We start from the raw sequence: 26,144 nt of genomic DNA, 5'->3' as shown, positions 1-26,144 counted from the left end.
TTACTCCAGGAACAGGCTGGCGGGTTGTTCGAGCAGGCCACGGATGGCCTGGATGAATTGCGCCGCGTCCATGCCATCGACCACCCGGTGATCGAAGGAGCTGGAGAGGTTCATCATCTTGCGGATCACGATCTGCCCCTTGATCACCATTGGCCGCTCGACGATGCGGTTGACCCCGACAATCGCCACTTCTGGCAGGTTCAGCACCGGGGTGCTGACAATCCCGCCCAACGCGCCGAGGCTGGTCAGGGTGATGGTCGAGCCCGACAACTCGTCACGGCTGGCCTTGCCATTGCGCGCGGCAGTGGCCAGGCGGGTGATTTCCTCGGCGGTGCCCCACAGGCTGCGCGCCTCGGCGTGACGCACCACCGGCACCATCAGCCCGACATCGCTCTGGGTAGCGACGCCCACATGTACCGCGCCGAGGCGGGTGATGACCTGGGCTTCGTCGTCGTAACGCGCATTGATCTGCGGGAAGTCGCGCAACGCCACGACCATCGCCCGCACCAGGAATGGCAACAACGTCAGCTTGCCGCGGCTGGCGCCGTGTTTTTCATTGAGGTGTACGCGCAAGTCGTCAAGTGCCGTCACGTCGATCTCTTCGACGTAGCTGAAGTGCGCAGCGCGGCGGGTGGCATCCTGCATGCGCTGGGCGATCTTGCGGCGCATGCCGATCACCGGAATCTGCTCTTCGTCGTTGCGTTCGGCGTACGGGTTGGCGCCCGCCGAGGCACGCGTGGTGCCCTGTTGCAGATAGGCCTCGAGGTCTTCATGCAGGATGCGCCCGGCCGGGCCCGAGCCCTGGACCAGGCGTAACTGGATCCCGGCATCCAGCGCATGCTTGCGCACGGCGGGGGAGGCCAGCGGACGCTCATCGGCGTCGCGGGCCACCGGGGCTTGGGCCGCAGCCACCACCGGCTTGGCGGCCGGTTTACTGTCCACCACGGGCGCCTTGATTTCGGCTTTTGGTGCCGGCGCGGCTTGTTCAACCACCGCCGACAATGCCGACTCCTTGGTATTGCCCGCGCCTTCGACTTCAATGCTGATCAGGATGCTGCCCACCGCCATGACTTCACCCGGCTCACCGCCCAGTGATATCACCTTGCCGTGGACCGGCGAGGGAATATCCACCATCGCCTTGTCGGTCATGACATCCGCCAGCACCTGGTCTTCCACGACCATGTCGCCGACCTTGACGTGCCATACCGACAGCTCAACCTCTGCGATGCCTTCGCCAATGTCCGGCATCTTGATAACGTGCGTGCCCATTCAGACCTCCATGACCCGTTGCAAAGCCGCGCCCACACGGGACGGGCCAGGGAAATACGCCCACTCTTGCGCGTGCGGGTAGGGGGTGTCCCAACCGGTCACACGTTCGATCGGCGCTTCCAGGTGGTGGAAGCAGTGTTCTTGCACCAACGACACCAGCTCGGCACCAAAACCGCAGGTACGCGTGGCTTCATGCACCACTACGCAACGGCCGGTCTTTTTCACCGACTTGACGATGGTTTCCAGGTCCAGCGGCCACAGGCTGCGCAGGTCGATGACCTCCGCGTCGATCCCGGTTTCTTCGGCGGCCACTTGCGACACATACACCGTAGTGCCGTAGGTCAGCACGGTGACGGCCGAACCTGGGCGCACGATGGCGGCCACATCCAGCGGCACGGTGTAGTAACCGTCCGGCACCTGCGCTTGCGGATGCTTGGACCATGGCGTTACCGGGCGGTCGTGGTGGCCGTCGAACGGGCCGTTGTACAGGCGCTTGGGCTCGAGGAAGATCACCGGGTCATCGTTCTCGATGGAGGCGATCAGCAGGCCCTTGGCGTCATAGGGGTTGGACGGCATCACCGTGCGCAGGCCGCAGACCTGGGTGAACACCGCTTCGATACTCTGGCTGTGGGTCTGGCCGCCGTAGATGCCGCCGCCGCAGGGCATGCGCATGGTCAACGGTGCGGTGAACTGGCCGGCCGAGCGGTAACGCAGGCGCGCCGCTTCGGAGATGATCTGGTCGGTGGCCGGGTACACGTAGTCGGCGAACTGGATTTCGGCCACCGGGCGCAGGCCATAGGCACCCATGCCCACGGCCACACCGACGATGCCGCTTTCGGAGATCGGTGCGTCAAACACCCGCGAGGTGCCGTACTTGCTCTGCAAGCCTTCGGTGCAACGGAACACGCCGCCGAAGTAGCCGACGTCCTGGCCGAACACCACCACATTGTCGTCGCGCTCAAGCATCACATCCATGGCCGAGCGCAGGGCCTGGATCATGGTCATGGTGGTCGTGGTCATGGCGGTTTCCAGCTCGATTTTGTTGTTGTGATCGTTCATGTCAGATCCCCAACTCTTGACGCTGGCGCTTCAAGTGCTCCGGCATCTCTTTATAGACGTCTTCGAACATGCTCGCGGCGCTCGGGATCTGGCCACCGGCCAGGGTGCCGTACTGTTCGGCTTCTTTCTGCGCGCTGAGTATTTCGGCTTCAAGTTCGGCAGTGACCGTGGCGTGTTCCTCTTCGGACCACTGGCCAATCTTGATCAGGTGCTGCTTGAGGCGGGCAATCGGGTCGCCCAGCGGGAAGTGGCTCCAGTCATCGGCAGGCCGGTACTTGGACGGGTCATCGGAGGTGGAATGCGGGCCGGCGCGGTAAGTGACCCATTCGATCAGGGTCGGGCCGAGGTTGCGGCGCGCACGTTCGGCGGCCCAGGCAGAGGCGGCGTACACGGCAATGAAGTCGTTGCCGTCCACGCGCAGGGAGGCGATGCCGCAACCCACGCCGCGTCCGGCAAAGGTCGTGGCTTCACCGCCGGCAATTGCCTGGAAGGTGGAGATTGCCCACTGGTTGTTGACCACGTTGAGAATCACCGGCGCGCGATACACGTGGGCGAAGGTCAGAGCGGTGTGGAAGTCCGATTCGGCGGTGGCGCCATCGCCGATCCAGGCTGAGGCGATCTTGGTATCGCCCTTGATCGCCGAGGCCATGCCCCAGCCCACGCCCTGTACGAACTGGGTGGCGAGGTTGCCCGAAATGGTGAAAAAGCCATAGTCCTTGACCGAGTACATGATCGGCAACTGGCGGCCCTTGAGCGGGTCGCGCTCGTTGGACAGCAGTTGGCAGATCAGGTCTACCAGCGGCACTTCACGGGCCATCAGGATGCTTTGCTGACGGTAGGTGGGGAAGCACATGTCGTCGATGTTCAAGGCCAGGGCCTGGGCGCTGCCGATGGCTTCTTCGCCAAGGCTTTGCATGTAGAACGACATTTTTTTCTGGCGCTGGGCGACCACCATGCGGTTATCGAAGATCCGCGTCTTGAGCATGGCACGCATGCCTTTACGCAGGATCTCCACCGGTACACCTTCAGCCCATGGGCCCAGGGCTTGGCCCTGATCGTCGAGCACGCGAATCAGGCCCTTGGCTAGGTCGGCGGTGTCGGCGGGTTCTACGTCAACGGCGGGTTTGCGCACCGTACCGGCGTCGGTCAGACGCAGGTAGGTAAAGTCGGTCTTGCAACCTGGACGGCCAGAAGGCTCGGGAACGTGCAGGCGCAGCGGTTCGTATTGCTGGGTCATGGCTTTCTACGCTCGATCTTGTGGATTTCTTATAGTGGGCGCGCTTAGCTGACAGTCATTCCCCGGGTAGGAGAAATCTTGTCCTACAACAATCATAGGCCGGGCCGGGGAGAATATTTATCTCTGTTTGGTTGCGCCTGAGATCATTTGAGGATAAAAAATCTGCATAAACATAATAAACAGGTGGTTTTGTCTCATGCGCAAGCTGGACCGTATCGATATCGGGATTCTCAACAGCCTCCAGGAGAACGCCCGCATCACCAACGCCGACCTCGCACGCTCGGTCAATCTGTCGCCCACGCCGTGTTTCAACCGGGTCAAAGCGATGGAAGAACTGGGCCTGATCCGTGACCAGGTCACGCTGCTGGACGCCGATTTACTGGGGCTGCACGTCAACGTGTTTATCCACGTCAGCCTGGAAAAACAGAACGAACTGGCCTTGCAACAATTCGAGGGGGCGATTTCCGACCGGCCAGAGGTGATGGAGTGCTACCTGATGGCCGGCGATCCGGACTACCTGATCCGGGTGCTGCTGCCCACTATCCAGGCGCTGGAGCGCTTTATGATGGATTTCCTGACCAAGGTGCCGGGGGTGGCGAACATCCGCTCCAGCTTTGCGCTCAAGCAGGTGCGCTACAAGACCGCGCTGCCATTGCCGGCCAATGGCCTGAGCCTGGGGTAAACCGCGGGATTTCCAACACATAACTACTATTATTCGCTCGCAGGGCAAACAGTCGCGCTAACCATCGAATGGAGGTGTCAGGCGAACGAGAATTCATTATAAATCTGCTTATCCCAGCGGGCGGCAATGTACCTGCTAAGCTCATGTTTTGGCTGGAACGAGTCATGGAAAATGAGAAATTAGTCCATCTAGCTATCTATGACTCTCGCCGTGCCCACTTGTCTGTTGTCGTTGCGGCATATTCCTTGGTCTACTTGACTTATATAAGTAGTTAGCTAAGTAGTGTTTTGCGTGGGGATTTCTATTTGTCGATCCCATAAAAGCTCAATGGGCCTACATTTTTTTCACAGCATGGTCCACACACTGATGCCATTAGGGCTGCAAAAGCCCTTGAGCCAATAAGCCTAGGGGAGTTGCCATGTCAATGAGATCGATAAGGTTGAACTCACGTACCACCCTGTGCTTCGGGGTGGTCTGCCTGTTGCTCTTGATACAAGGAGCAATGACCCTGGTAAAAGTCGACAAGGTTTATTCTTCCACTGTGCAGATAGAAACTGACTGGCTACCCAGCATTAGGATGGCTGGAAAGATGGAAAATTCGCTATTGAAACTTCGTTTGGAGTTGCGCAGGTTTGCCCTGGATGATAATCGACTAAGTTCAACTTCGAGCGGTGCGGTGAAAGAGGCTGTTAATGCATTAGCTAAAGCGGCGAACGATTATGCTCCCTATATCTCTAGTTCCGAAGAAAAAAGTAAATATGATGAAGTCTTAAAAGGCTTGCAAGGTTATAACGCAAAAGTCGATGAGTTACTGGCCATGGACAGTTCTCATTCGGCGGCGGACCTGAGTGTCTTTTTTAAAGACTACACCAGCCCCTTGGCACTCAAACTCCAGTCTTTGATGGGTGAACTGGTGGCCATCAACGAGGCGGGTGCACAGCGTGCGGTGACTGCAGCCGCCGATGAACATGGTGCTGCCCGTTTATTCACATTGATATTGATGGCGGCTTCGGTGCTATTGACCATCGTGGTCGCGCGACTGTTCACCAAAAGTATCATCGCCCCGGTTAACGAACTGCTGGCAGCGACGGCGAAGATTGCCCAGGGAGACTTGCGTGTCGCCATTCAGATCAGCGGCAAAGACGAACTGACAGACCTGCAACAGTCCACCGCCGCGATGCAGATGAGTTTGAAAAGTACGCTGCAGCATATATCCGAAGCGTCCGGCCAATTGGCGTCGGCTGCTGAAGAGATGAGTTCGATCACCAAGGAGTCCAGTGCCGGCATTGAACGTCAGAGCATGGAGACCGATCAGGCCGCCACCGCGGTCAATCAAATGACGGCGGCGGTAGAGGAAGTGGCGCGCAATGCCGTGTCGGCCTCCCAATCGACCCAGGATTCCCAGCGTTCGGCAAAAGTCGGCCAGGAACGGGTGACCCAGACCATCGCCTCGATTGAGAAGTTGAGCGCCACGGTCCAGCAAACCGGAATCGAAGTGGAGGGCCTGGCCAAGCAGGCCCAGGACATTGCCCGGGTGGTGGAAGTCATCCGCTCCATTGCCGAACAAACCAACCTGCTGGCTCTGAATGCGGCCATCGAAGCGGCCCGGGCCGGCGAGCAGGGGCGCGGTTTTGCGGTGGTGGCCGACGAGGTCCGGGCGTTGGCCCACAGAACGCAGACCTCCACCCAGGAAATCGAGCAGATGATTGCGAAGATCCAGGTCTGTTCCAGCGAGGCGGTGCTGTCGATGGGGTTGAACCGCACTGAGGCCGTGGACTCGTTGAAGATTGCCCATGAGGCAGGGACGGCGATTACCCAAATCACCCGGGCTATTGAGGATATCAACGAACGCAACCTGCTGATCGCCACGGCATCGGAAGAACAGGCCCATGTTGCACGCTCCGTCGACCAGAACCTCATCAGCATCCGTGACCTGTCCATCCAGAGTTCGTCAGCCGCAGGCCAAACCTCTATCGCCAGTAATGAACTGTCGAAGCTGGCGATTGATCTCAAACAGATTGTCTCGAAGTTTTCGGTGAGCTGAGTCGAGGCTGGCAGGTTGTTTGACGTTGATCAGAGAGGTAATGCCTATGTTGAAGTGCATTCCTGCTTCGCAAGCCAGGTTGGGCATGTACATCCACAAGCTCAATGGCGCCTGGACCGGCCATGGCTTCTGGAAAAGCAGCTTTTTGCTGATCCATCTGCAAGATCTCCAGCGTTTGCAGCGCTCACAGGTCCAGAGCCTCTGGATTGATACGCAAAAGGGTGAGGACGTGCTCCCGGGCGAACTGCAGAGTTCGCCTGTGGATTTGCCAACAGTCTCTGTGCCAGCCCGATCTGTGGTGGCCCCGCGTGTCGACATGAAGGCCGAGGTGGCGCGTGCCGTAAAGGTGTGCGCCTTGGCCAAGAGCGCCGTTGTCGAAATGTTCAATGACTTGCGCATGGGCGGGGCAATCGAACCGGCTCGTGTGACGAGCCTGGTGGAGGAAATTTCCCAGTCGATTTTGCGCCACCCCCATGCCCTGATCAGCCTGGCCCGCTTGAAGCGGACCGATGAGTACACCTACATGCACTCGGTGGCGGTCAGTGGCTTGATGATTGCGTTAGCCCGCCAGTTGGAGCTGGTGCCGGAACTGGTCCAGGAGGCAGGGCTGGCAGGGTTGTTCCACGATGTCGGGAAAATGGCGATCCCTGAGGGCATTCTAAGTAAAGCCGGCAAGCTTACTGACGCGGAATTCGAGATTGTGCGCAACCATCCGCAGGCCGGGGCGGACATGTTGCGCAACAGCCCGCATATCAGCGCCTTGGTGCTGGATGTGTGCCTGCATCACCACGAAAAGTGCAACGGCGAGGGTTACCCCCATGGGCTGAGTCACGATCAGATCAGCCTGTTCGCGAAAATGGGCGCGGTGTGTGATGTGTACGATGCCGTGACTTCAGAGCGTCCCTACAAGCAGGGTTGGGGGCCGGCCGATGCCATCCAGAAAATGGCCGAATGGAAAGGCCATTTTGATGAGCGGGTGTTCCAGGCCTTTGTGCGCTGCGTGGGGATTTACCCGGTTGGCGCCCTGGTGCGTCTGGAGAGCGGGCGTATCGGCGTGGTGATCGAGCAAAGCCAGAAGTCGTTGCTCACACCGATGGTCAAAGTGTTCTTTTCGGCCCGCTCCCGCTTGCCGATCATCCAGGCTGTGGTGAACCTGGCTGAACAGCGCGACAGGATTGTCGGCCGCGAGAATATCGAGGACTGGGGGTTCAAGCAGATCGACGAGCTGTGGTCGGGCTTGCCTCAGTCCAAGGGTTCCTACTTCAGTTGAACCTGGCGGGTCGTGTCACAGTTGGTTGAGCGGGATTTTCAGGTACACCACGCCATTGTCTTCCGCCGGCGGCATGTTCCCCGCCCGCACGTTCACCTGGATCGCCGGCAACAACAGGGTCGGCATCCCAAGCCCGGCATCGCGCTGGGTGCGCATCTGCACAAACGCCGCCTCGTCCACCCCGTCATGCACATGAATATTGCCCGCACGCTGCTCGGCCACGGTGGTCAGGCATTTGGCCGCGCGGCCTTCAGGCGGATAGTCGTGGCACACATACAGGCGCGTCTCGCCGGGAAAGGCCAGCAACGTGCGCATCGAGGCATACAACTGGCGCGCATCACCGCCGGGGAAGTCGCAGCGGGCGGTGCCGACGTCGGGCATGAACAAGGTGTCGCCCACCAGGATCATCTGATCGTCGATCAGGTAGGCCATGTCCGCCGGGGGTATGGCCGGGCACGTGCAGGGCCTGGGCCTTGAGGTTGCCGATGTGGAAGATCTCGTCGGGGGCGAACAGATGGTCGAACTGCGAACCGTCGGCCCGAAACTCCGGCTCCAGGTTGAACAGGTTCTTGAACACGTCCTGGACTTTGCTGATGGACTGGCCAATTGCAATCTTGCCGCCCAATTGCCGGCGCAGGTAGGGCGCGGCGGACAGGTGATCGGCATGGGCGTGGGTTTCCAGCAGCCATTGCACCTGCAGGCCCTGTTCACGCACGAAGGCAATTACCCTGTCGGCCTGGGCCGTGTCGGTACGCCCCGAGGCCGGGTCGTAGTTGAGCACCGAATCGACGATGGCGCAGGGGCTGGCGTGCGTTTCATAGACGACGTAGGTGTAGGTCGACGACGCCTCGTCCAGAAAGGATTGAATCAACGCGGGCATGACGGTTGTCCTGGGTAGCTGATAGCAGCTTACATTCAAGGTGATTTCCACATAGGCTTGCGAGCTTAAGTGAAACAAACGATCCGAGGCAAAGGATCGATTGAGAGTGGGACGTGACGCCATGCGGCAGCGACCCTTGTGTGCATTGTTGAAATAAGAAAGGCCAGGACTATGAACGACCAACACTGGGGACCGACCATCAGTGGCGACATCGTGGTCATCGGCGGCGGCTCGGCGGGCATCGGCCTGCTGGCCAGCCTGCTCAAGCGCGACCCGCAGCTCAATATCATCCTGATCGAACCCAGCGCCGAACACTACTACCAACCCGCCTGGACCCTGGTGGGCGGCGGCGCCCATGACATCCGCAAAACCATGCGCCCCATGGCCCGGGTATTGCCCGATGGCGTGACCTGGGTGCAGGCGGCGGTCAGCCAGGTGCTGCCCGACGAGCAGGCCTTGGTGCTCGACAGCGGCCAGCGCGTGACCTGGAATAACCTGATTGTCTGCCCCGGCCTGCGTCTGGCCTGGGAGAAAATCGAAGGCCTGGAGCAGACCCTGGGCCACCACGGCGTCACCTCCAACTACAGCTACCAGCACGCGCCCTACACCTGGCAACGGGTGCAGCAGCTCAAGGGCGGCAAGGCGATCTTTACCCAGCCGGCCATGCCGATCAAATGCGCGGGTGCGCCGCAAAAGGCCATGTACCTGTCTTGTGACCACTGGCTCAAGCAGGGTGATCTGGACAATATCGACGTCGAATTCAACCTGGCAGGGGCCGCGCTGTTTGGCGTGGCGACCTTTGTCCCGCCGTTGATGAAGTACGTCGAGAAATATGGCGCGCGGTTGGCCTTCAATTCCAACCTGATCAAGGTCGATGGCCCGGCGGGCAAGGCCTGGTTCGAGGTCAAGGACGCCGAGGGCAATGTCAGCATCGAGGAAAAATCCTTCGACATGCTGCACGTCGTGCCGCCGCAAGTGGCCCCGGATTTTATCCGCCACAGCCCATTGGCAGATGCCGCCGGCTGGTGCGAGGTCGATCCCCACAGTCTGCAACAGGTACGTTACCCGCACATCTTCGCCCTGGGCGATGTGTGCTCCACCAGCAACGCCAAGACGGCCGCCGCCGTACGCAAGCAAATCGTGGTGGTGGCCGAGAACCTGCTGGCCTTGCGCAAACAGGCGCCGTTGCCGCTCAAGTACGACGGTTATGGCTCCTGCCCGCTGACGGTGGAGAAGGGCAAGGTGGTGCTGGCCGAGTTCGGTTACGGCGGCCGATTGCTGCCGACCTTTGCCCTCGACCCAACTGTGGCGCGGCGTTCGGCGTGGTTCTTGAAGGCCACGCTGCTGCCGTGGTTCTACTGGAACGGCATGCTCAAGGGCCGCGAATGGCTGACCCGTCTGGCTAAGGTGGAGTGAGAGAACCCTATGCTGCTGGCAAGTTTTTTTTGGTGTGTTGATGGGCCTGGTCATGGGGTTGACCGGGGCCGGGGGCGGGATTCTCGGCGTACCGGCGTTGGTGCTGGGGTTGGGCTTGACCATGACCGAAGCGGCGCCGGTGTCGTTGTTCGCGGTCGGTGCGGCAGCGGCAGTCGGTGCGGTTGATGGCTTGCGCCATGGCCTGGTGCGTTACCGTGCGGCGCTGTTGATCGCGTTGCTGGGCGCGCTGTTTTCGCCGCTGGGGGTGTTCTTCGCCCATCAGTTGCCGGACAAGATCCTGATGGGCCTGTTCAGCGCGCTGATGGTACTGGTGGCCTGGCGCATGCTGCGGCGCGAGAAGGTCGAGGCCGGCCCCAGCGACCATGGCGCAGCCTCCTGGGGGCAAAAGAACTGCATGCTCGATCAGCACACCGGGCGTTTTTCCTGGACCGCCAAGTGCACAGCGACCTTGGCCGCCCTGGGCGCAGTGACTGGTGCGGTGTCGGGCCTACTGGGCGTGGGTGGCGGCTTTCTGATCGTGCCGGCGTTCAAGCAACTGACCGATGTGCAGATGCGCGGGATTGTCGCCACGTCGTTGATGGTGATCAGTCTGATCTCGTTGATTGGCGTGGTCGGCGCGTTCCATGCCGGAGTGGTGATCGACACCTTAGGCTGGGTGTTTATTGCAGCCAGCATCGTCGGCATGCTCATCGGCCGGCGCCTGGGCTCGCGGGTGCCGGCGCGGGCCTTGCAAATCGGTTTTGCCAGCCTGTGTGTGGTGGTAGCCGGCGGGATGCTGTTCAACGCCCTCTAACCTGCGCACCGCCTAACCTGTAGGAGCGAGCTTGCTCGCGAAAGCGGTGTATCAGTCGATAAATGTACTGGCTGATTGACCGCATTCGCGAGCAAGTCGAATCGTCGCACCGCCGCTCCCACAAGGGAATGTAGCTTCGCACTCGGGCTCTGCTGTTGCTCTGGCTTTTGATCCTAGGCGCCCCGTCAAACCACGATGGCCGCAGGCAGGTATTGCGTAGTGGGCACCCCGGCAGGATGCCGGGGTAGCCGCGACACGGCCATGGATGGCCGATCGCGGCGGGCCCACGGAGCAATGCCTGACTGCGGGCATGCCGAGCCTAGGCGAGGCACCGAGTGGTGGGGCAAGAGCCCTTTTGGTTACTTTTGGGGCTCTTTTCCAAAAGTGACCCGCCGTCAGGGCGGAACCCTAAGTGGCCGTGACCACAGCAACGGATATGTACACACACCAAGAAGATAGCTGTGTAGATACCTATGCCCCGCGTGATCGTTAACGACCTTCGCGAGCAAGCTCGCTCCTACAGGTGTAAGCCTTAAGTGGCGGGCCTTTGCTGCCGCCCAAAGCACCGCGCATTCGCCTCCAAGGCAGCGTTTAACCGCGCAGCCTGCCTTTCGATAATCGCCTCCGACACCCAGACCCCCGTCGCGGAGCGCGCCATGCATAACAATAAGAACTTCCCCCGTCGTTTGTTGCCAGCCTTTATCGCCAGCCTCGGCTTGAGCTCCCTGGCCCAGGCCGAAATCGTGCTGTACGACAAGGACGAGACCACTTTCTCCACCGATGGCTATATCAACGCCTTCTACGTCAACAGCGATGTGGACCGGGCCGGTGAGCAGTACGACCGGCGCCAGTCGCGGGTGAAGATGGGCTTTTTGCCCAACTACCTGGGCTTCAACATGGGCAAGCAGGTCGATGACCTCAAGCTCGGCGCCCGCGCTTCGTTCTGGGTGACCATCAACGACAGCGAAACCAACGGCACCGACACCGCCATCGACGTCCGCCAGTTCTACGGCACCGTGGCCAACCCCGAGTGGGGCGAAGTGCTGATCGGCAAGGACTTCGGCCTGTTCGCCCGTTCCAATATCCTGCTCGACGAACTCCTCGCCGGTTACGGCCAGGTCAGCGACAGCCTGGGCCTGGTGGACGGCGGCGGGGTGTCGTTCGGCAATATCGGCAGCGGCTACCCGTACCCGTTCCCCACCTCGCAGATCACCTACCGCACCCCGGTGATGGACGGCCTGCGGGTGGCCGTGGGCATCATGGACCCGGTCGACACCAACGACAGCAGTACGCTGGGCAAGGCCTACCAGAAGAACCCGCGCACCGAGAGCGAGATCACCTACCAGTTCGACGTGGGCGGGGCGAAGATTTACAGCTGGCTCAACGGCAGCTACCAGACGTCGGACAACACCGACTCCACCGTCGAATCGGTGACCTCCAAAGGCCTGGGCTACGGCGTGCAGGCGAAGATGGGCGGCTTGTCGCTCACCGGTTCCGGCTTCCAGGCCAAGGGCATCAACCCCCTTCTTCACCAACAACGCCGGGGAAGCCACCTTGCGTAATGTCGACAGCAACGGCTACCTGCTGCAGGGTTCCTACAAGCTGGGCAAGAATCGTCTGGCGCTGTCCTACGGCAAGACCAAGGACGACGGCAACGGCGTGGTCGGCAGCGGCGCGGATTATGAAACCCGTGGCATTGCCCTGTTCCATGACATCAACGACAACCTGAAGCTGGTGGCCGAGTACAACCAGTTCGAGATCAGCGGCCACGACACCAGTGCGCAGAATGAAGATACCGATACCTTTGCCGTAGGTGCGGTACTGACCTGGTAATGATCTGGAATGGGATCAAAATGTGGGAGCGGGCTTGCTCGCGAATGCGGTGGATCAGTCAAATAAATACTGAATGACATACCGCTTTCGCGAGCAAGCCCGCTCCCACATTTTTTGATCTCATCCCATCGAAGGCCCCGACCCAGTACCCAAGTAGCATAGGTCGCCACCGTCCGCGTTCGTACACTTGAACTTAAACGGGGGAGATGACCATGCAACAGGTGCACAGCGAAGGCGTAGTCACCGCCATGTCCCAGGCCAGCGATGCCCGGCAAGTGGCTGACGAACTGGCCAGCCAGTTGTTGCACCCGTACCTGGGTTTCGTGCTGTTCTTCTGCTCCGCCACCTACGACCTGCAGGCCCTTGGCCAGGCTCTGCAACAGCGTTTCGGTGGCATCCGCGTGGTAGGTTGCACCAGCGCTGGCGAGATCACGCCCCAGGGTTACGGGCGCAATTGCGTGACGGCGGTAGGGTTTGACCATGCGCACTTTTCCATCGCCACCGAACTGATCGACCAGGTCGAGCACTTCAGCCTGATCGACGCGCAACAAATGGTCGAACGCCTGGTGGGCGGCTGTCGCAGCAATACCCTGGCGCCGATCAAGGGCAACAGCTTTGCCTTGACCCTGCTCGACGGCCTTTCCAGCCGTGAAGAAATGGTCCTTGCCGCCTTGAGCGCGGCGCTCGGTGATATCCCGCATTTCGGCGGCTCGGCCGGTGATGACAACCACCTGACCCACACCCACGTGTATTTCGACGGCGCCTTCCACAGTGGCGCTGCGGTAGTGGTGCTGGTCAATACCTGGCTGGATTTCGAGGTGTTCACCACCCATCACATCCTGCCCCGTGCGCAGAAACTGGTGGTGACGGGGGCGGACAGCGCCTCGCGGCGGGTGTTTGAGCTGAATGCCGAACCTGCCGCTGAAGAATACGCGCGGCATATCGGCGTGGCGGTGGCGCAACTGGACCACCGGATTTTCGCCGCCCACCCGCTGGCGGTGCGCATCAACGACCAGTACTACGTGCGCGCAATCCAGCAGGTCCACGATGACCTGAGCCTGAGCTTCTACTGCGCAGTGGAAAACGGCATCGTCCTTACCGCCATGACCCCAGGCCCGATCCTGCCCAACCTGCAGACCCTGTTCGATGGCCTGCAAGCGCGTCTTGGCGACCTGCTGCTGACCATCGGCTGCGACTGTTTCTTGCGGCGCCTGGAGCTGGAAGAACACGGCACCCTGGAGCCGATCGGCGCCTTTTTGCGCGAGCAGCGGGTGATCGGGTTCAACACCTACGGAGAACAGTTCAATGGCATGCACATCAACCAGACCTTTACCGGGGTCGCCATTGCCCGTGGTCGAACCCCTGGACAGCGCTGAACTGCGCGCGCAAATCAGCGCCCTGCAGCAGGACAATTACAAGCTGGCGCGGATCAACGCCGCGCTGATCGAGCGCGTCGAGTCGGGCGCAACCCGTGGCAACGACCCCTATGCGGCGTTCCAGCATTCAGTGGTGCTGGCCGAGCAGGTGCGCGAACGTACCGATGCGCTCAACCAGGCCATGGCCGAACTCAAGGCCAGCAACCATCTGCTGCGCGATGCACAGCTGCGCGCAGAAACCGCGCACCAGCATTTGATCGATGCCATCGAGAGCATTTCCGATGCCTTCGTGCTGTTCGACCAGCACCAACATATCGTGTTGTTCAACAGTCGCTTTCAGGGATTCTGGAGCAACAGCCCGGTGCAGATTGTCGCGGGCATGGGCTTGCGCGAGGTCAAGCGGCTGATGACGGTCAACGGCCTGTTCACCGAAGAAGCCCACGGGCATGCCGAGGAAACCCTGTTCTACCGCCTGGATAACGGGCGTTGGCTGCAAGTCAGCGAGCGGCCGACCCAGGACGGCGGGCGGGTGATTCTGTTTACCGATATCACCGACGTCAAACTGGCCGAAACCCTGCGCCGGGAACAAGCCGTCGCGCAGAAATCCCAGGAGAGTGAACGCTGGATCCGGTTGATCACCGACCATGTGCCAGCGTTGATTGCCTACCTCAATGCCGACCTGGTCTACGAGTTCACCAACAAGGTCTACGAGCAATGGTATTGCTGGGCCCAGGGCGCGATGCTCGGCAAAAGCCTGCGCCAGGCCCACAGCGAACAGCATTACCAGCGCCTGGAGGCCTACGTGGCGCAGGCGTTGGCGGGGGAGAGCGTGACGTTTGAGTTCGCCGAAACCAACATCAACAACCAGGAGCGCTACATGCTGCGCTCCTATGTGCCCAACCGCCTGGGCAGTGGCGAGGTGGTGGGGATCTTTGTGCTGATCCGCGACATCACCGAGCGCCGGCGCACCGCCGAGGCCCTGCATCAGGCCTATCAGAACCTGGAGCTGCGAGTACGTGAGCGTACGGCGGAACTGACCGCGCTCAACGACCAACTGCTGCAGGAAATCGACGAGCGCCGCCGCGTGGAGTCGCGCCTGCGTGAAGCCAAGCTGGAAGCCGAACAGGCCAACCTGTCGAAAACCAAGTTTCTCGCGGCGGTCAGCCATGACCTGTTGCAGCCGCTCAATGCGGCGCGCTTGTTCACTGGCGCCTTGCTGGAACGGCGCGACCCGGTGGCCAACGAGACCTTGGTGCGCAATGTCAGCAACTCCCTGGAAGATGTGGAAAACCTGCTGGGCACCCTGGTGGATATTTCCAAGCTCGACGCGGGGGTGATCAAGGCCGATATCGCGCCGTTTGCCTTGAGCGAACTGCTGGACAACCTCGCCGCCGAATATACGCAAGTGGCGCGCAGCGAAGGCTTGCAGCTGCATTTCATTGGCTGCTCGGCCCTGGTGCGCAGCGATATCCAGCTGCTGGCGCGGATCCTGCGCAACCTGTTGAGCAACGCCATCCGCTACACCTACGAAGGGCGCGTGGTGCTGGGCTGTCGGCGTGAGCATCAGCGCTTGTCGATCCAGGTCTGGGACACCGGCATGGGCATCGCCGAGGAGCGCTTGGAGGAGATTTTTCAGGAGTTCAAGCGCGGCGACGTGCAACGCCCGGACCAGGATCGGGGGTTGGGCCTGGGATTGGCGATTGTGGAGAAAATCGCCAGGATCCTCGGGCACCGGATCAGCGTGCGCTCGTGGCCGGGCAAGGGCTCGATGTTCAGTGTGGAGGTGCCGCTGAGCAGCAGCGCACCCAAGGCCTTGCCGATGCCGGTGATGAGCGAGCCGATGCTGGAGCGCTTGCAGGGCGCACGGGTGTGGGTGCTGGATAACGACGCGGCGATCTGCGCCGGCATGCGCACCTTGCTTGAAGGCTGGGGCTGCCAGGTGATTACCGCCTTGTCCGAGCAGGACCTGGCGCGGCAGGTAGACAACTACCATGCCCAGGCGGATCTGCTGATTGCCGACTATCACCTGGATGATGAACAAAATGGCGTGGACGCGGTGGCGAGGATCAATGCGCGGCGAGCCAGCGCGATCCCGGCGATGATGATCACCGCCAACTACAGCAACGAGCTGAAACTGCAGATCCGCGAACTGGGGCACACCTTGATGCACAAGCCGGTACGGCCGATGAAACTCAAGACGGCCATGAGCCACCTGCTAGGCCGCCCCTGACACATCCTGTGACAGGCAGGCTTGTTGTGGCGAGCGGGCTTGCCCCGCGCTGGGCTGCGCAGCAGCCCCAAAAAAACTCACTGAGTTCTGTCAGGCACACCGAGGGCACAGGTTTTGGGGCTGCTACGCAGCCCAGCGCGGGGCAAGCCCGCTCGCCACAGCAAGCCCGCTCGCCACTACAAACAGGCTCTTACAGGGAGGCTTAGCGCCGCAGGTAGGACCCAAAGTCGATATCCCCGGCACTGAGGATCGCCTGCACCCGGTTATGCACATTCAACTTGCGCAGAATCGCCGAGACATGGGCCTTTACCGTGGTTTCGGCGATTTCCAGGGTGTAGGCAATCTGTTTGTTCGACTCGCCCTTGGTCATGCGTTCCAGCACCAGCAACTGCTTGCGGGTCAGGGCCTGGAGCAGTTCCGGGGCGAAGGCCGGGTTGTCGTGCATGCGCCGCTGGCCGGGGTTTTTCTGGGTGCGGATGATATCCGGCGGCAGGTACACGTTGCCGTTGAGGATCTGCTGGATCGCCTCGGTCATCTGCGCCCGTGGCGAGGACTTGGTGATAAAGCCGACCGCTCCGTAGGTAATGGCCTGTAGCACGATCTGCTTGTCTTGCTCGGCCGAGACAATCACCACCGGAATCGTCGGCGCTTCGTTGCGCAGGTTGATCAGGCCATTGAGGCCGTGCATGCCGGGCATGTTCAGGTCCAGCAGGATCAGGTCGAGGTCGTCGTGCTCCTGGGTCAGGGCCAGGGCGCTGTCCAGGTCGGCGGTTTCCATCACTTCGCTGCCGGCAAAGCCGTCGCTGATGACGTTATGGATCGCTTCGCGAAACAGCGGGTGATCGTCGGCAATCAGAATTTTATACATGGCCGTTCACCTTTTTATTGTGGTGGTTCAGTGGGCAAGCTCAAAGGGCTCAGGGTGTGCCGCGGCGACTGGCAGCTGTGCGGCTTCCCACGCGTCCAGTCCATCGCGATACCAATACACAACGCTATAGCCCAAGGCTTTGGCCCGTTTTACCGCGTTCCAACTCAGCCAGCAATCGGAGCGGCAGTAGAACACCAAAGGTTGCGCCAGGTTACCGCCGCTGTAGGTGTACAGGTGGCGGGCGAAGTAGCTTTGCCATTCGGGCGTCAACTCTCCATCGCCGGTATTGGCCAGCCAATGGCTGCCGGGCACGTTGGCGTGGGGCTGGTCTTCGATGAACTGGCCGTGCAGCCACTGCCGGCGATAGACGTCGATCAGCACCGGGCGTGGCTGTTGTGTCAGCAGGGCTTGCAGGGCAGGGGTGTCGACGATGGTCGCGCCCGGCAGGTGATCTGGCGTGGGGCTGCGGTAAAGGTTGATGCGGTAGCCGTCGCGGGAAAACAACGGGCTTGGCGCCTCGGCAGCCGCCAACAGCGGGGTCAGCGACAGCACGGCAACCAGGGTCAGTCGGGCGGGCAGCATGGCAGGTACGATCCTTATAGTTATGCGCCCATTACATGCCAGTCGCGCTGCCTTGGGAATGCGACGATAGACAGCAAAACCAGTACCAAAGTAGTAAATCGCCGGTCGCTTGCGGGCTCTAGCATGGCAGCAACGATCATCCCCGGGAGTTGTACGATCATGCGAATTCTCAAGGCGCTGCTCTTGCCGTTTTTGCTGATCCTGAGCCTGATCGGGGTCGATAAGCTCCACGGCCCGCGACCGGCGCCGCTACTGGTGATGCCGGTGCATGCATCATGAATATCCTGCTGGTGGACAAGCACGCCGTCGTGCGGCTCGGCTACGCCAGCCTGTTACGCGCATTGCTGCCGGGTGTCGAGGTGCGTGAGGCGGGCAGTGGCGAAGAAGCGCTGGCACGGGTGCAGGAGGCGGTGCCGAACCTGGTGATCACCGGTGTCGGCCTGCCAGGCATCAGCGGCCTGGAAACCACCCGTCGCCTGCGCCAGCGCCTGCCGCAATTGCGCGTGTTGTTTTTCAGCCAGCATCAGGAGTTGCCCCTGGTACGCCAGGCCCTGGAGGCCGGGGCGTCGGGCTATATCACCAAGGGCGCAACGCCTGGGGTGATGACTGAAGCGGTGCAGCGCATCCTCGACGGCCATACCTACATCGAACAGGCCCTGGCCACCGAGCTGGCTTACCATCCGGTCGATCACCGCCTGCAGGGCATGACGGCGCGTGAGCTGGAGATTTTCCTGATGCTGGCCAAGGGCACGCCTACCCGTTCGATCGCTGATCAACTGAGTATCAGCAGCAAGACCGTGTCCAATCACTTGACGTTGCTCAAGAGCAAATTACAGGTGACCTCCCATGCCGAAATGGTGCACGTGGGGATTGATATGGGGTTGGTCAGGGCCGCGGGATGATCAATAGTTGATCGGGATTGATAGCGTTAGATTATGGCTTTAATGTTTTTGATGTTGGCGCTCAATTGATCGGAGCAAAATGGATCCAAAATATGAAAAAAAACCTCGATTAGATGAGTTTTATCATCCCAAGGCGCTTACAAATTCACCGTATCCATGCAGAATTGTCCTACAAGTAATGGCATCGTGCCATTTATTGCTCAGGGACGACCTCAATCATGAACCGCATTTTCAGTGTGATCTGGAATCACAGCCTTAGCGCGTGGGTGGTTGCCAGCGAAAACGCCAGCCGACAAGGCAAGCGCGGCAGCGTTGGTGCGGTTCATGACGTGGAACATACCGAGCTGTGCGCCCCGTTGCGCACCTTGCAGTTTGCGATTGCGCTGATACTCGGCGGTGCCACCCTGGTGCCTGCGTCCGCGCTGGCATCTGGCTTGCCTACCGGTGGTCAGGTAGTGCTGGGCAATGGGCAAATTCTTACGCCCGACCAGCAGCAGATGGTCATTAATCAAACCACGCAAAAACTCGCCATCGATTGGCAGAGCTTCAACATCGGTGCCGACAAAAAAGTCACCTTTGTCCAGCCCGGCAAGGACTCCGTGGCCCTGAACCGCGTGGTCGGCAGTGATGGCTCGAAGATCATGGGCCAACTGAACGCCAACGGGCAGGTGTTCCTGGTCAATCCCAATGGCGTGCTGTTCGGCAAGGGCTCGTCGGTGGATGTCGGTGGCCTGGTGGCCTCGACCCTGGATATAACCAACAGCGACTTTGCCGCCGGCAACTATAAGTTCCAGGGCCAAGGCAGTGCCGGCAATGCCAGTGTGGTCAACCAGGGCTCGATCAAGGCCGGCGACGGCGGCGCGGTGGCGCTGCTGGGCGGGACCGTGAGCAACCAGGGGGTGATCGCCGCCAAGCTGGGCAACGTGGCCCTGGCCGCCGGCAATAAAGTGACATTGGACTTTGCCGGTGACGGCCTGCTCAACGTACAGGTCGATGAAGCCACCAAGAATGCCCTGGTGGAAAACCGCCAATTGATCCAGGCCGACGGCGGCCAGGTGATCATGACCGCCAAGGCCAGCGACGCGTTGCTGCAAACTGTGGTCAACAACACCGGGGTGATTGAAGCCCATACCCTGGGCGAGAAGGGCGGCAAGATCGTCCTGCTCGGCGGTTTTGACGGTGGCACGGTGCAAGTGGCCGGCACCCTGGATGCCTCGGCGCCGAGCGGCGGCAACGGTGGGTTTATCGAGACCTCCGGTGCCCACGTCAAGGTGGCCGACAGCGCAAAAATCACCACGGCAGCGGCCAAGGGCAAGACTGGCAACTGGCTGATCGATCCGACTGACTACACCATCGCCGCTACCGGTGGCGACATCACCGGGGCCGCTGTCAGCGACCGGCTGAAAACCACCAATATGACCGTTGCGACCGTCGCCACCGGTTCTAGCGCGGGCAATATCAACATCAATGACACGGTGGTCTGGAACGCCAACACCCTGACCCTGACCGCCCACAACAACGTCAATATCAACAAGGAAATGTTCGGCTCCGGCAGCGCCAAACTGGCCGTGGAATATGGTCAGGGTGCGGTGGCAGCGGGCAGCACCAGCAGCATCAATATCAAGGCCCCGGTCAACCTGGCGGCAGGGCAGAATTTCAGCACCAGGCAAGGCAGCGACGGCACGCGTGTGGACTACACCGTGATCACCAGCCTCGGTGCGATGGGCAGCGTCACCGGCCTGGACCTGCAAGGGATCAATGGCGCGTTGAACGGCAACTTTGTGCTGGGCAGCAATATCAATGCCGCAGCCACGGCTACCTGGAATGGTGGTACGGGGTTCGATTCCCTGGGCACGGTCGCAGGCGGGGCGTTTACCGGCACGTTTGATGGCCTGGGCCATAGCATCAGCAACCTGAGCATGAATCGCACCACCACCGATGCCGGCTTGTTTGGCGCTGTAAGTGCCACCGGCGCGGTGCGTAACGTGGGGTTGACCCATGTGTCGATCGCGTTGACGGGCACGCTGGTCGATGTCTTCCCGTCGATCTACGCCGTTGGCGCCTTGGTGGGTTACAACCGTGGGTGGGTCGACAACAGCTACGCCAGCGGTGCGGTCACCGGCACCAACTATGTACAACTGGGCGGCCTGGTGGGCACCAACACCGGTATCGTCAGCAACAGCCATACCTCAGGCACCGTGACGTCCACCAACTACGCCGGCGCGGCGGGGCTGGTCTCGTTGAACACCGACACGGGTATTGTGCGCAACAGCTATTCCACGGCGAATGTGATCGGTTTGCGCGGGGCGGGGCTCGGTGGCTTGGTGGTGCGCAACGAGGGGCGCATCGAAAACAGCAGTGCGACGGGGAGTGTCACCAGTACGACCAACGCGCAGTACAACGGGGGGGCTGGTTTCGGCCAACCGGGCGACGGGGGTCATCACCAACAGTTACGCCACGGGTAACGTTACCGGTGGCGGCACGGCGGGTGGGCTGGTGGGTAACAACTTCTTGGGCGGGCAGATCACCAACAGCTACGCCACCGGCAATGTGGGTATCAACGGGGTCGGCAGCGGCGCGTACAACGGTGGTTTGGTTGGGGTCAATCGGGGCAGTTTGAGCAACGTCTACAGTACTGGCTCGGTGACCGGTGCCCTCACCAATACGGCCAACAATGGTGGGCTGGTGGGGCTCAATGCCGGAGGCACCATCGTCAATGCCTATTCGGTGGGCAAGGTCACCGGCTCCGCTTCGGGTGGCCTGATTGGCCGGCACAGCGGTGGTTCGGTCACCAGCGGCTACTACAACACGACTGTCAACCCAGGGCTTTCAGGCTGGGGTAACGACATCAGTACTGGTGATGTAGGTACAGGTACCGCAGTGGGCTTGAGCTCCGTGCAAATGAAGCAGACCTCCAGCTTCCAGGGCTTCAATTTCAGCGCTTCACCCGGTGCCACAGGCAATGCCTGGGTGATGGTCAATGCCGACAGCAGCGGCATCAACAGCGGCACCAGTGGCACGCTGCCAATGCTGGCCAGCGAATACTCCACGACTATCACCAACGCCCATCAACTGCAGTTGGTGGCCATGGACCTCAATGCCACATACACCCTGGGCCGCGATATCGTCGCCGGGGCCACGGCGGGAACGACTGATGTGTGGAATGGCACTTTTGTGCAACTGGGCGATGTCAATCGAGTGCTGTATTTCGCGGGTAGCTTTGACGGCCAAGGGCACGTGATCAAAAACCTGAAGATTGACCGCGGCAATCAGCAATTTAACGGGCTGTTCGGTGTAATCTCCCAGACGGGGCGCGTCAGTAACCTGGGGCTTGACGGCGGCAGTATCAGCGGCGCGCTGTACACCGGCTCCATTGTCGGTTACAGCTTCGGGACACTGGCGGGCACTTTCTCCAGTGCGACGGTGACAGCTGAGGCCTATGCGGGTGGCTTGGCGGGGTATCAAGTAGGAGGCAGTCTTTCCAACTCCTATTTCAGCGGCTCTGTGACGGCCACGGCTGACATGGCGGGCGGTTTGGTTGGGCTACTGGATGGCGGCAGCTTATCGAACAACTTCGTCAGTGGCCGGGTGACGGCTAACTCGGGAAGTGGGTTCGCTGGTGGGCTTATAGGTGGCTACTACGGTAATGCCGTTTTTTCCAAAAATTTCTGGGACACCAACGCGACGGGGCAGCTTTATGCCGAGGGCGATTCGTTTGCAATTCCGACGCAAGCCGGTGGACTGACCACAACACAAATCCAGACCCTATCCACCTTTTCCAACGCCGGCTGGGACCTGGACAAGACCTGGGTGGTTTACAACGGTGGTTCTGGGCCGCTGCTGCGCAGCTTCATGACCCAGTTGAACGTGGTGGCTGGCGACATCACGAAAACCTACGACGGCACTGCCTACGGCGGCGCCTATACGCCAAACCTTGACGCCGACGGTCGACTGACCGGCTCCCTGGTGTTGGGCGGCACTGGCGTCGGTGCGATCAATGCTGGCGACTACAGCCTGAAATTGAGCGGACTTGCCTCGACAGGTGGGCAGTTTGGCTATTCGATCAACTACATCGACGGCACCTTGTCGGTGAACAAGGCCACCCTGAGCACGGCCGGCACCACGGTCAACAACAAAGTGTATGACGGCACCACTGTCGCCACCCTGGGCGGTCATACGCTGTTCGGGCTGGTTGCCGCAGACATCGACAAGGTGACGTTGAGCGCTGCCTTTACCAGCAAAGACGCTGGCACTGGCATCCAGGTTGACCTGGGCCTGGGCGGCATCGCGGCAGGCAACTACAGACTCGATACCAGCAGCCCGCTGAGCGCCAATATTACCCCCAAAGCCTTGAGCGTCACTGGCGTGATGGCCGACAGCAAGATCTACGACGGCACGACCTCCGTCAGTCTCCAGCCGTTTGCTCAGCTCAGTGGCCTGGTGGTTGGCGAATCCGTGAGCATGACCTTGAGCGGTCAATTCGCCGACGCCAATGCCGCCAACGGGAAAAACGTGCAGATCAACGTGGCCCTGGGCGACGCCGGCGGCCTTGCCCGCAACTACAACATAAACCCTCTGGACATCAGTCCGGTGCTTGCCAACATCACCCAAAAGGTCCTCACCATCAGTGGCCTGACGGCGAACAAGGTCTACGATGGCAGCGCTTCGGTGGCCTTGAGCGGTGGCACCCTCAATGGCCTGGTGGGCACGCAGACCCTGGGGTTTGACGCTATCGGCAATTATGCGGACAAACATGCTGGTGTCGGCAAGGCCGTGACGGTTGCCGCCGTGACCTTGAGTGACGGGTCGGGGCTTGCGCAAAACTACAGGCTCAGCCAGCCGGCCGCTCTGAGCGGTGACATTTTCAAGGCAGTCATCAGTGGCATCAGCGGCTTGACTGCACTCAGCAAGGTCTACAACGGTAATGCCAACGCATCACTCAGCCCGGTAGGTGCGACGATCAACGGAAAAATCAGCGGGGATGACGTGGTGTTGGCCAGCGCCGCCGGCCAGTTCGCCGACAAGAATGCCGGCAATGGCAAGACGGTCCTAATCAGCAATATCACCCTGTCAGGCAGCGACCTGGGCAACTACACCTTCGTCAACAACACGGCCACGACCACGGCCAGTATTACGCCCAAGGCCCTGGCCATCATCGGCATGAGCGTTGTCGACAAAGTCTATGACGGTCGCCTCTCGGCCACGCTGAGCGGCGGTTCCCTGAGTGGTTTGGTTGGGAATGAAACCCTCGGGGTGACAGGCCTTACCGCCACCTTTGCGGACAAAAACGTCGGCACCGACAAGGTCGTGACGGCCAGCGGTACAACCCTGGTCAATGGTGGCAACGGCGGCCTGGCCAGCAACTACAGCCTTGCCAATCCAACGGGATGGACTGCCGATATCACCGCCAAGACCCTGACCGTTTCCGGGATCACCGCCAATAGCAAGACTTACGACGGCACCACGGCGGCCACCTTGTCCGGTGGCGTGCTCAGCGGTTTGGTCAGCGGTGAAACCCTGAGCCTCCAAACATTGGCCGGGGTGTTCCTGGACGCCAACGTCGGTAATGCCAAAACGGTCACCGTCAGCGGCGGCGGCTTGGCCGATGGTACCGGCTTGGCCAGTAACTACATCCTGCGCAGCCCCACGGGCTTGAGCGCCGATATCAGCGCCAAGACCCTTATCATCAGCGGCCTGCAGGCCAACGGCAAGGTGTATGACGGCAACAACCTCGCCAGCCTCAGCGGTGGAGTGTTGGATGGTTTGGTGGGCAGCGAAACCCTCGGCGTCACCGGCCTCAGCGCTACGTTCAGCGATAAAAACGCCGGCACCGGCAAGACCGTGACCGCCAGTGGCGCTACCCTGATCGATGGCAGCAACGGCGGCTTGGCGAGTAACTACAGCCTCAGCAATCCCATGGGCCTGAGCGCTGATATCAGCGCCAAGGCCCTGACGCTCACTGGCGTGACAGCGGGCGGTAAGGTCTATGACGGCACTAATGCGGTGACCCTCAGTGGTGGTGTGTTGGATGGCCTGGTGGGCTCCGAGAGCCTTGGCGTGACAGGCCTTGGTGCAACGTTCGACGATAAAAACGCGGGTACCGGCAAAACCGTGACCGCCAGTGGCGCCACCCTGGTCGATGGCAGCAACGGCGGCCTGGCGAGCAATTACAGCCTCAGCAATCCAGTGGGCTTGAGCGCCGATATCAGCACCAAGACCCTGACCATCAGCGGCCTGCAGGCCAACGGCAAGGTGTATGACGGCAACAACCTCGCCAGCCTCAGCGGTGGTGCGTTGGATGGCCTGGTGGGCAGCGAAACCCTCGGCGTCACCGGCCTCAGCGCTACGTTCAGCGATAAAAACGCCGGCACCGGCAAGATCGTGACCGCCAGTGGCGCTACCCTGACCGATGGCAGCAACGGCGGCTTGGCGAGTAACTACAGCCTCAGCAATCCTGTGGGCCTGAGCGCTGATATCAGCGCCAAGGCCCTGACGCTCACTGGCGTGACAGCGGGCGGCAAGGTCTATGACGGCACTAATGCGGTGACCCTCAGTGGTGGTGTGTTGGATGGCCTGGTGGGCTCCGAGAGCCTTGGCGTGACAGGCCTTGGTGCAACGTTCGACGATAAAAACGCGGGTACCGGCAAAACCGTGACCGCCAGTGGCGCCACCCTGGTCGATGGCAGCAACGGCGGCCTGGCGAGCAATTACAGCCTCAGCAATCCAGTGGGCTTGAGCGCCGATATCAGCACCAAGACCCTGACCATCAGCGGCCTGCAGGCCAACGGCAAAGTGTATGACGGCAACAACCTCGCCAGCCTTAGCGGTGGTGTGTTGGATGGCCTGGTGGGCAGCGAAACCCTCGGCGTCATCGGCCTCGGCGCTACGTTCAGCGATAAAAACGCCGGCACCGGCAAGACCGTGACCGCCAGCGGCGCCACCCTGGTCAATGGCAGCAACGGCGGCCTGGCGAGTAACTACAGCATCAGCAATCCTGTGGGCCTGAGCGCCGATATCAGCACCAAGGCCCTGAACGTCACCGGTATCACCGCGGGCAACAAGGTCTACGACGCCACCACTGGCGCGGTGCTGAACCTGGCGGGTGCCGGTTTCAACGGCTTGGTGAGCGGTGACGATGTATCTGTGCTCTCGGCCAATGGCCGCTTCAGCGACAAAAACGCGGCCACCGGCAAAACCGTGAATATCAGCGATATCACCCTGGCCGGTGTGGACTTGGGCAACTATCAGGTCAGCCGCACGGCAGCGACTACGGCCGATATCACCAAGGCGTTACTGAACGTCACCGTGGGCGATACGAGGGTCCCGCAAGGCCAAACCCCCGCGTTCGAGGTGGCCTATAACGGGCTGCTCGGCACTGACAGCGTGGCTTCAGACCTGAGCGGCAGCCTGCTGCTCAGCGCCCCCTCGAGTGCCAGCGCCGGCGAGTATCAGGTCAGTGCTTCGGGCCTGTCTGCCACCAACTACGAGATCGCTTACATCGATGGCCTGCTGACGGTGGATGCACCGCCGTTGGCACCGCTGCAAACCGTGGTCGAAGTCGTTGAGCCATTGCGCAATCTGCCCAAGCCGACACAGGCCCCGGTAACCAGCGGGCTGCAACTGCCCAATGACCTCTATACCCTCGTTGACCAAGGCTTGCGCCTTCCAGAAGGACTCTGATT

General features: G+C 60.9%; 14 protein-coding genes and 3 pseudogenes. 11 read left to right on the top strand and 6 right to left on the bottom strand.

Features of this window, described 5'->3' with window-relative positions; translation table 11 throughout:
• From JTY93_RS16440 to JTY93_RS16430, 3 genes are read right to left on the bottom strand one after another with little or no spacing between them, the layout of a single operon-like run.
• Positions 1 to 1,269, bottom strand: coding sequence for a dihydrolipoamide acetyltransferase family protein (locus tag JTY93_RS16440; RefSeq protein ID WP_205478349.1), 1,269 nt, complete (start codon positions 1,267 to 1,269; stop codon positions 1 to 3).
• A complete protein-coding gene (locus tag JTY93_RS16435; RefSeq protein WP_169994754.1) occupies positions 1,270 to 2,328 on the bottom strand; it encodes an alpha-ketoacid dehydrogenase subunit beta in 1,059 nt (352 codons plus the stop codon).
• A 1-nt stretch (position 2,329) separates the two neighbouring features.
• Positions 2,330 to 3,565 (bottom strand): 3-methyl-2-oxobutanoate dehydrogenase (2-methylpropanoyl-transferring) subunit alpha, encoded by a 1,236-nt coding sequence (locus JTY93_RS16430; protein ID WP_169994752.1) that lies wholly within the window; start codon positions 3,563 to 3,565, stop codon positions 2,330 to 2,332.
• A gap of 196 nt (positions 3,566 to 3,761) precedes the next feature.
• Between JTY93_RS16430 and bkdR the strand changes: the two genes are divergently transcribed.
• The 3 genes from bkdR (at position 3,762) to JTY93_RS16415 (ending at position 7,561) form a co-directional block, all read left to right on the top strand.
• Positions 3,762 to 4,247 (top strand): Lrp/AsnC family transcriptional regulator, encoded by a 486-nt coding sequence (bkdR, locus tag JTY93_RS16425; protein WP_205478347.1) that lies wholly within the window; start codon positions 3,762 to 3,764, stop codon positions 4,245 to 4,247.
• A 418-nt stretch (positions 4,248 to 4,665) separates the two neighbouring features.
• Positions 4,666 to 6,291, top strand: coding sequence for a methyl-accepting chemotaxis protein (locus tag JTY93_RS16420; RefSeq protein WP_205478345.1), 1,626 nt, complete (start codon positions 4,666 to 4,668; stop codon positions 6,289 to 6,291).
• A 46-nt stretch (positions 6,292 to 6,337) separates the two neighbouring features.
• Positions 6,338 to 7,561, top strand: coding sequence for an HD-GYP domain-containing protein (locus JTY93_RS16415; RefSeq protein WP_205478359.1), 1,224 nt, complete (start codon positions 6,338 to 6,340; stop codon positions 7,559 to 7,561).
• Between the two features lie 15 nt (positions 7,562 to 7,576).
• On the opposite strand, the pseudogene JTY93_RS16410 reads toward JTY93_RS16415, so the two are convergent.
• Positions 7,577 to 8,441, bottom strand: a pseudogene (locus JTY93_RS16410) (MBL fold metallo-hydrolase).
• Between the two features lie 171 nt (positions 8,442 to 8,612).
• Between JTY93_RS16410 and JTY93_RS16405 the strand changes: the two are divergent.
• From JTY93_RS16405 to JTY93_RS16385, 5 genes and pseudogenes are all read left to right on the top strand, one after another.
• The gene (locus JTY93_RS16405; protein ID WP_205478342.1) at positions 8,613 to 9,857 is read left to right on the top strand and encodes an NAD(P)/FAD-dependent oxidoreductase; all 1,245 of its coding nucleotides are present in this window, start codon (positions 8,613 to 8,615) and stop codon (positions 9,855 to 9,857) included.
• A 9-nt stretch (positions 9,858 to 9,866) separates the two neighbouring features.
• Positions 9,867 to 10,671, top strand: a pseudogene (locus tag JTY93_RS16400) (sulfite exporter TauE/SafE family protein).
• Between the two features lie 656 nt (positions 10,672 to 11,327).
• Positions 11,328 to 12,504 (top strand): annotated as a pseudogene (locus JTY93_RS16395) (porin).
• 212 nt (positions 12,505 to 12,716) lie between these two features.
• Entirely contained in the window at positions 12,717 to 13,880 is a 1,164-nt protein-coding gene (gene nosP, locus JTY93_RS16390; protein ID WP_205478339.1) for a nitric oxide-sensing protein NosP, read from the top strand.
• Positions 13,849 to 16,110: a hybrid sensor histidine kinase/response regulator gene (locus JTY93_RS16385; protein WP_240344520.1), complete on the top strand. Its 2,262-nt coding sequence runs from the start codon at positions 13,849 to 13,851 to the stop codon at positions 16,108 to 16,110. The genes nosP and JTY93_RS16385 overlap by 32 nt, the downstream gene beginning before the upstream one ends.
• A gap of 202 nt (positions 16,111 to 16,312) precedes the next feature.
• Here the strand turns inward: JTY93_RS16385 and JTY93_RS16380 are convergent, their stop codons facing one another.
• Both JTY93_RS16380 and JTY93_RS16375 read right to left on the bottom strand, forming a co-directional pair.
• On the bottom strand, positions 16,313 to 16,978 hold the full coding sequence (locus JTY93_RS16380) for a response regulator transcription factor (RefSeq protein ID WP_029296512.1): 666 nt from the start codon (positions 16,976 to 16,978) through the stop codon (positions 16,313 to 16,315).
• A 27-nt stretch (positions 16,979 to 17,005) separates the two neighbouring features.
• A complete protein-coding gene (locus JTY93_RS16375) occupies positions 17,006 to 17,560 on the bottom strand; it encodes a PQQ-dependent catabolism-associated CXXCW motif protein (protein ID WP_205479948.1) in 555 nt (184 codons plus the stop codon).
• 275 nt (positions 17,561 to 17,835) lie between these two features.
• On the opposite strand from JTY93_RS16375, the gene JTY93_RS16370 reads away from it, so the two are divergent.
• From JTY93_RS16370 to JTY93_RS16360, 3 genes are all read left to right on the top strand, one after another.
• A complete protein-coding gene (locus JTY93_RS16370) occupies positions 17,836 to 18,462 on the top strand; it encodes a response regulator transcription factor (protein ID WP_205479946.1) in 627 nt (208 codons plus the stop codon).
• A gap of 218 nt (positions 18,463 to 18,680) precedes the next feature.
• Entirely contained in the window at positions 18,681 to 20,927 is a 2,247-nt protein-coding gene (locus tag JTY93_RS16365) for a two-partner secretion domain-containing protein (RefSeq protein ID WP_205519038.1), read from the top strand.
• Entirely contained in the window at positions 20,833 to 26,142 is a 5,310-nt protein-coding gene (locus JTY93_RS16360) for a beta strand repeat-containing protein (protein ID WP_205518885.1), read from the top strand. Before JTY93_RS16365 ends, JTY93_RS16360 begins: the two co-directional genes overlap by 95 nt.
• Positions 26,143 to 26,144: the final 2 nt, after the last annotated feature.

Source organism: Pseudomonas hygromyciniae (genome assembly GCF_016925675.1).
Taxonomy (GTDB): Bacteria; Pseudomonadota; Gammaproteobacteria; order Pseudomonadales; family Pseudomonadaceae; genus Aquipseudomonas; species Aquipseudomonas hygromyciniae.
Note: the sequence above shows the minus strand (reverse complement) of the source record. Positions and strands in the feature narration are given on the sequence as shown.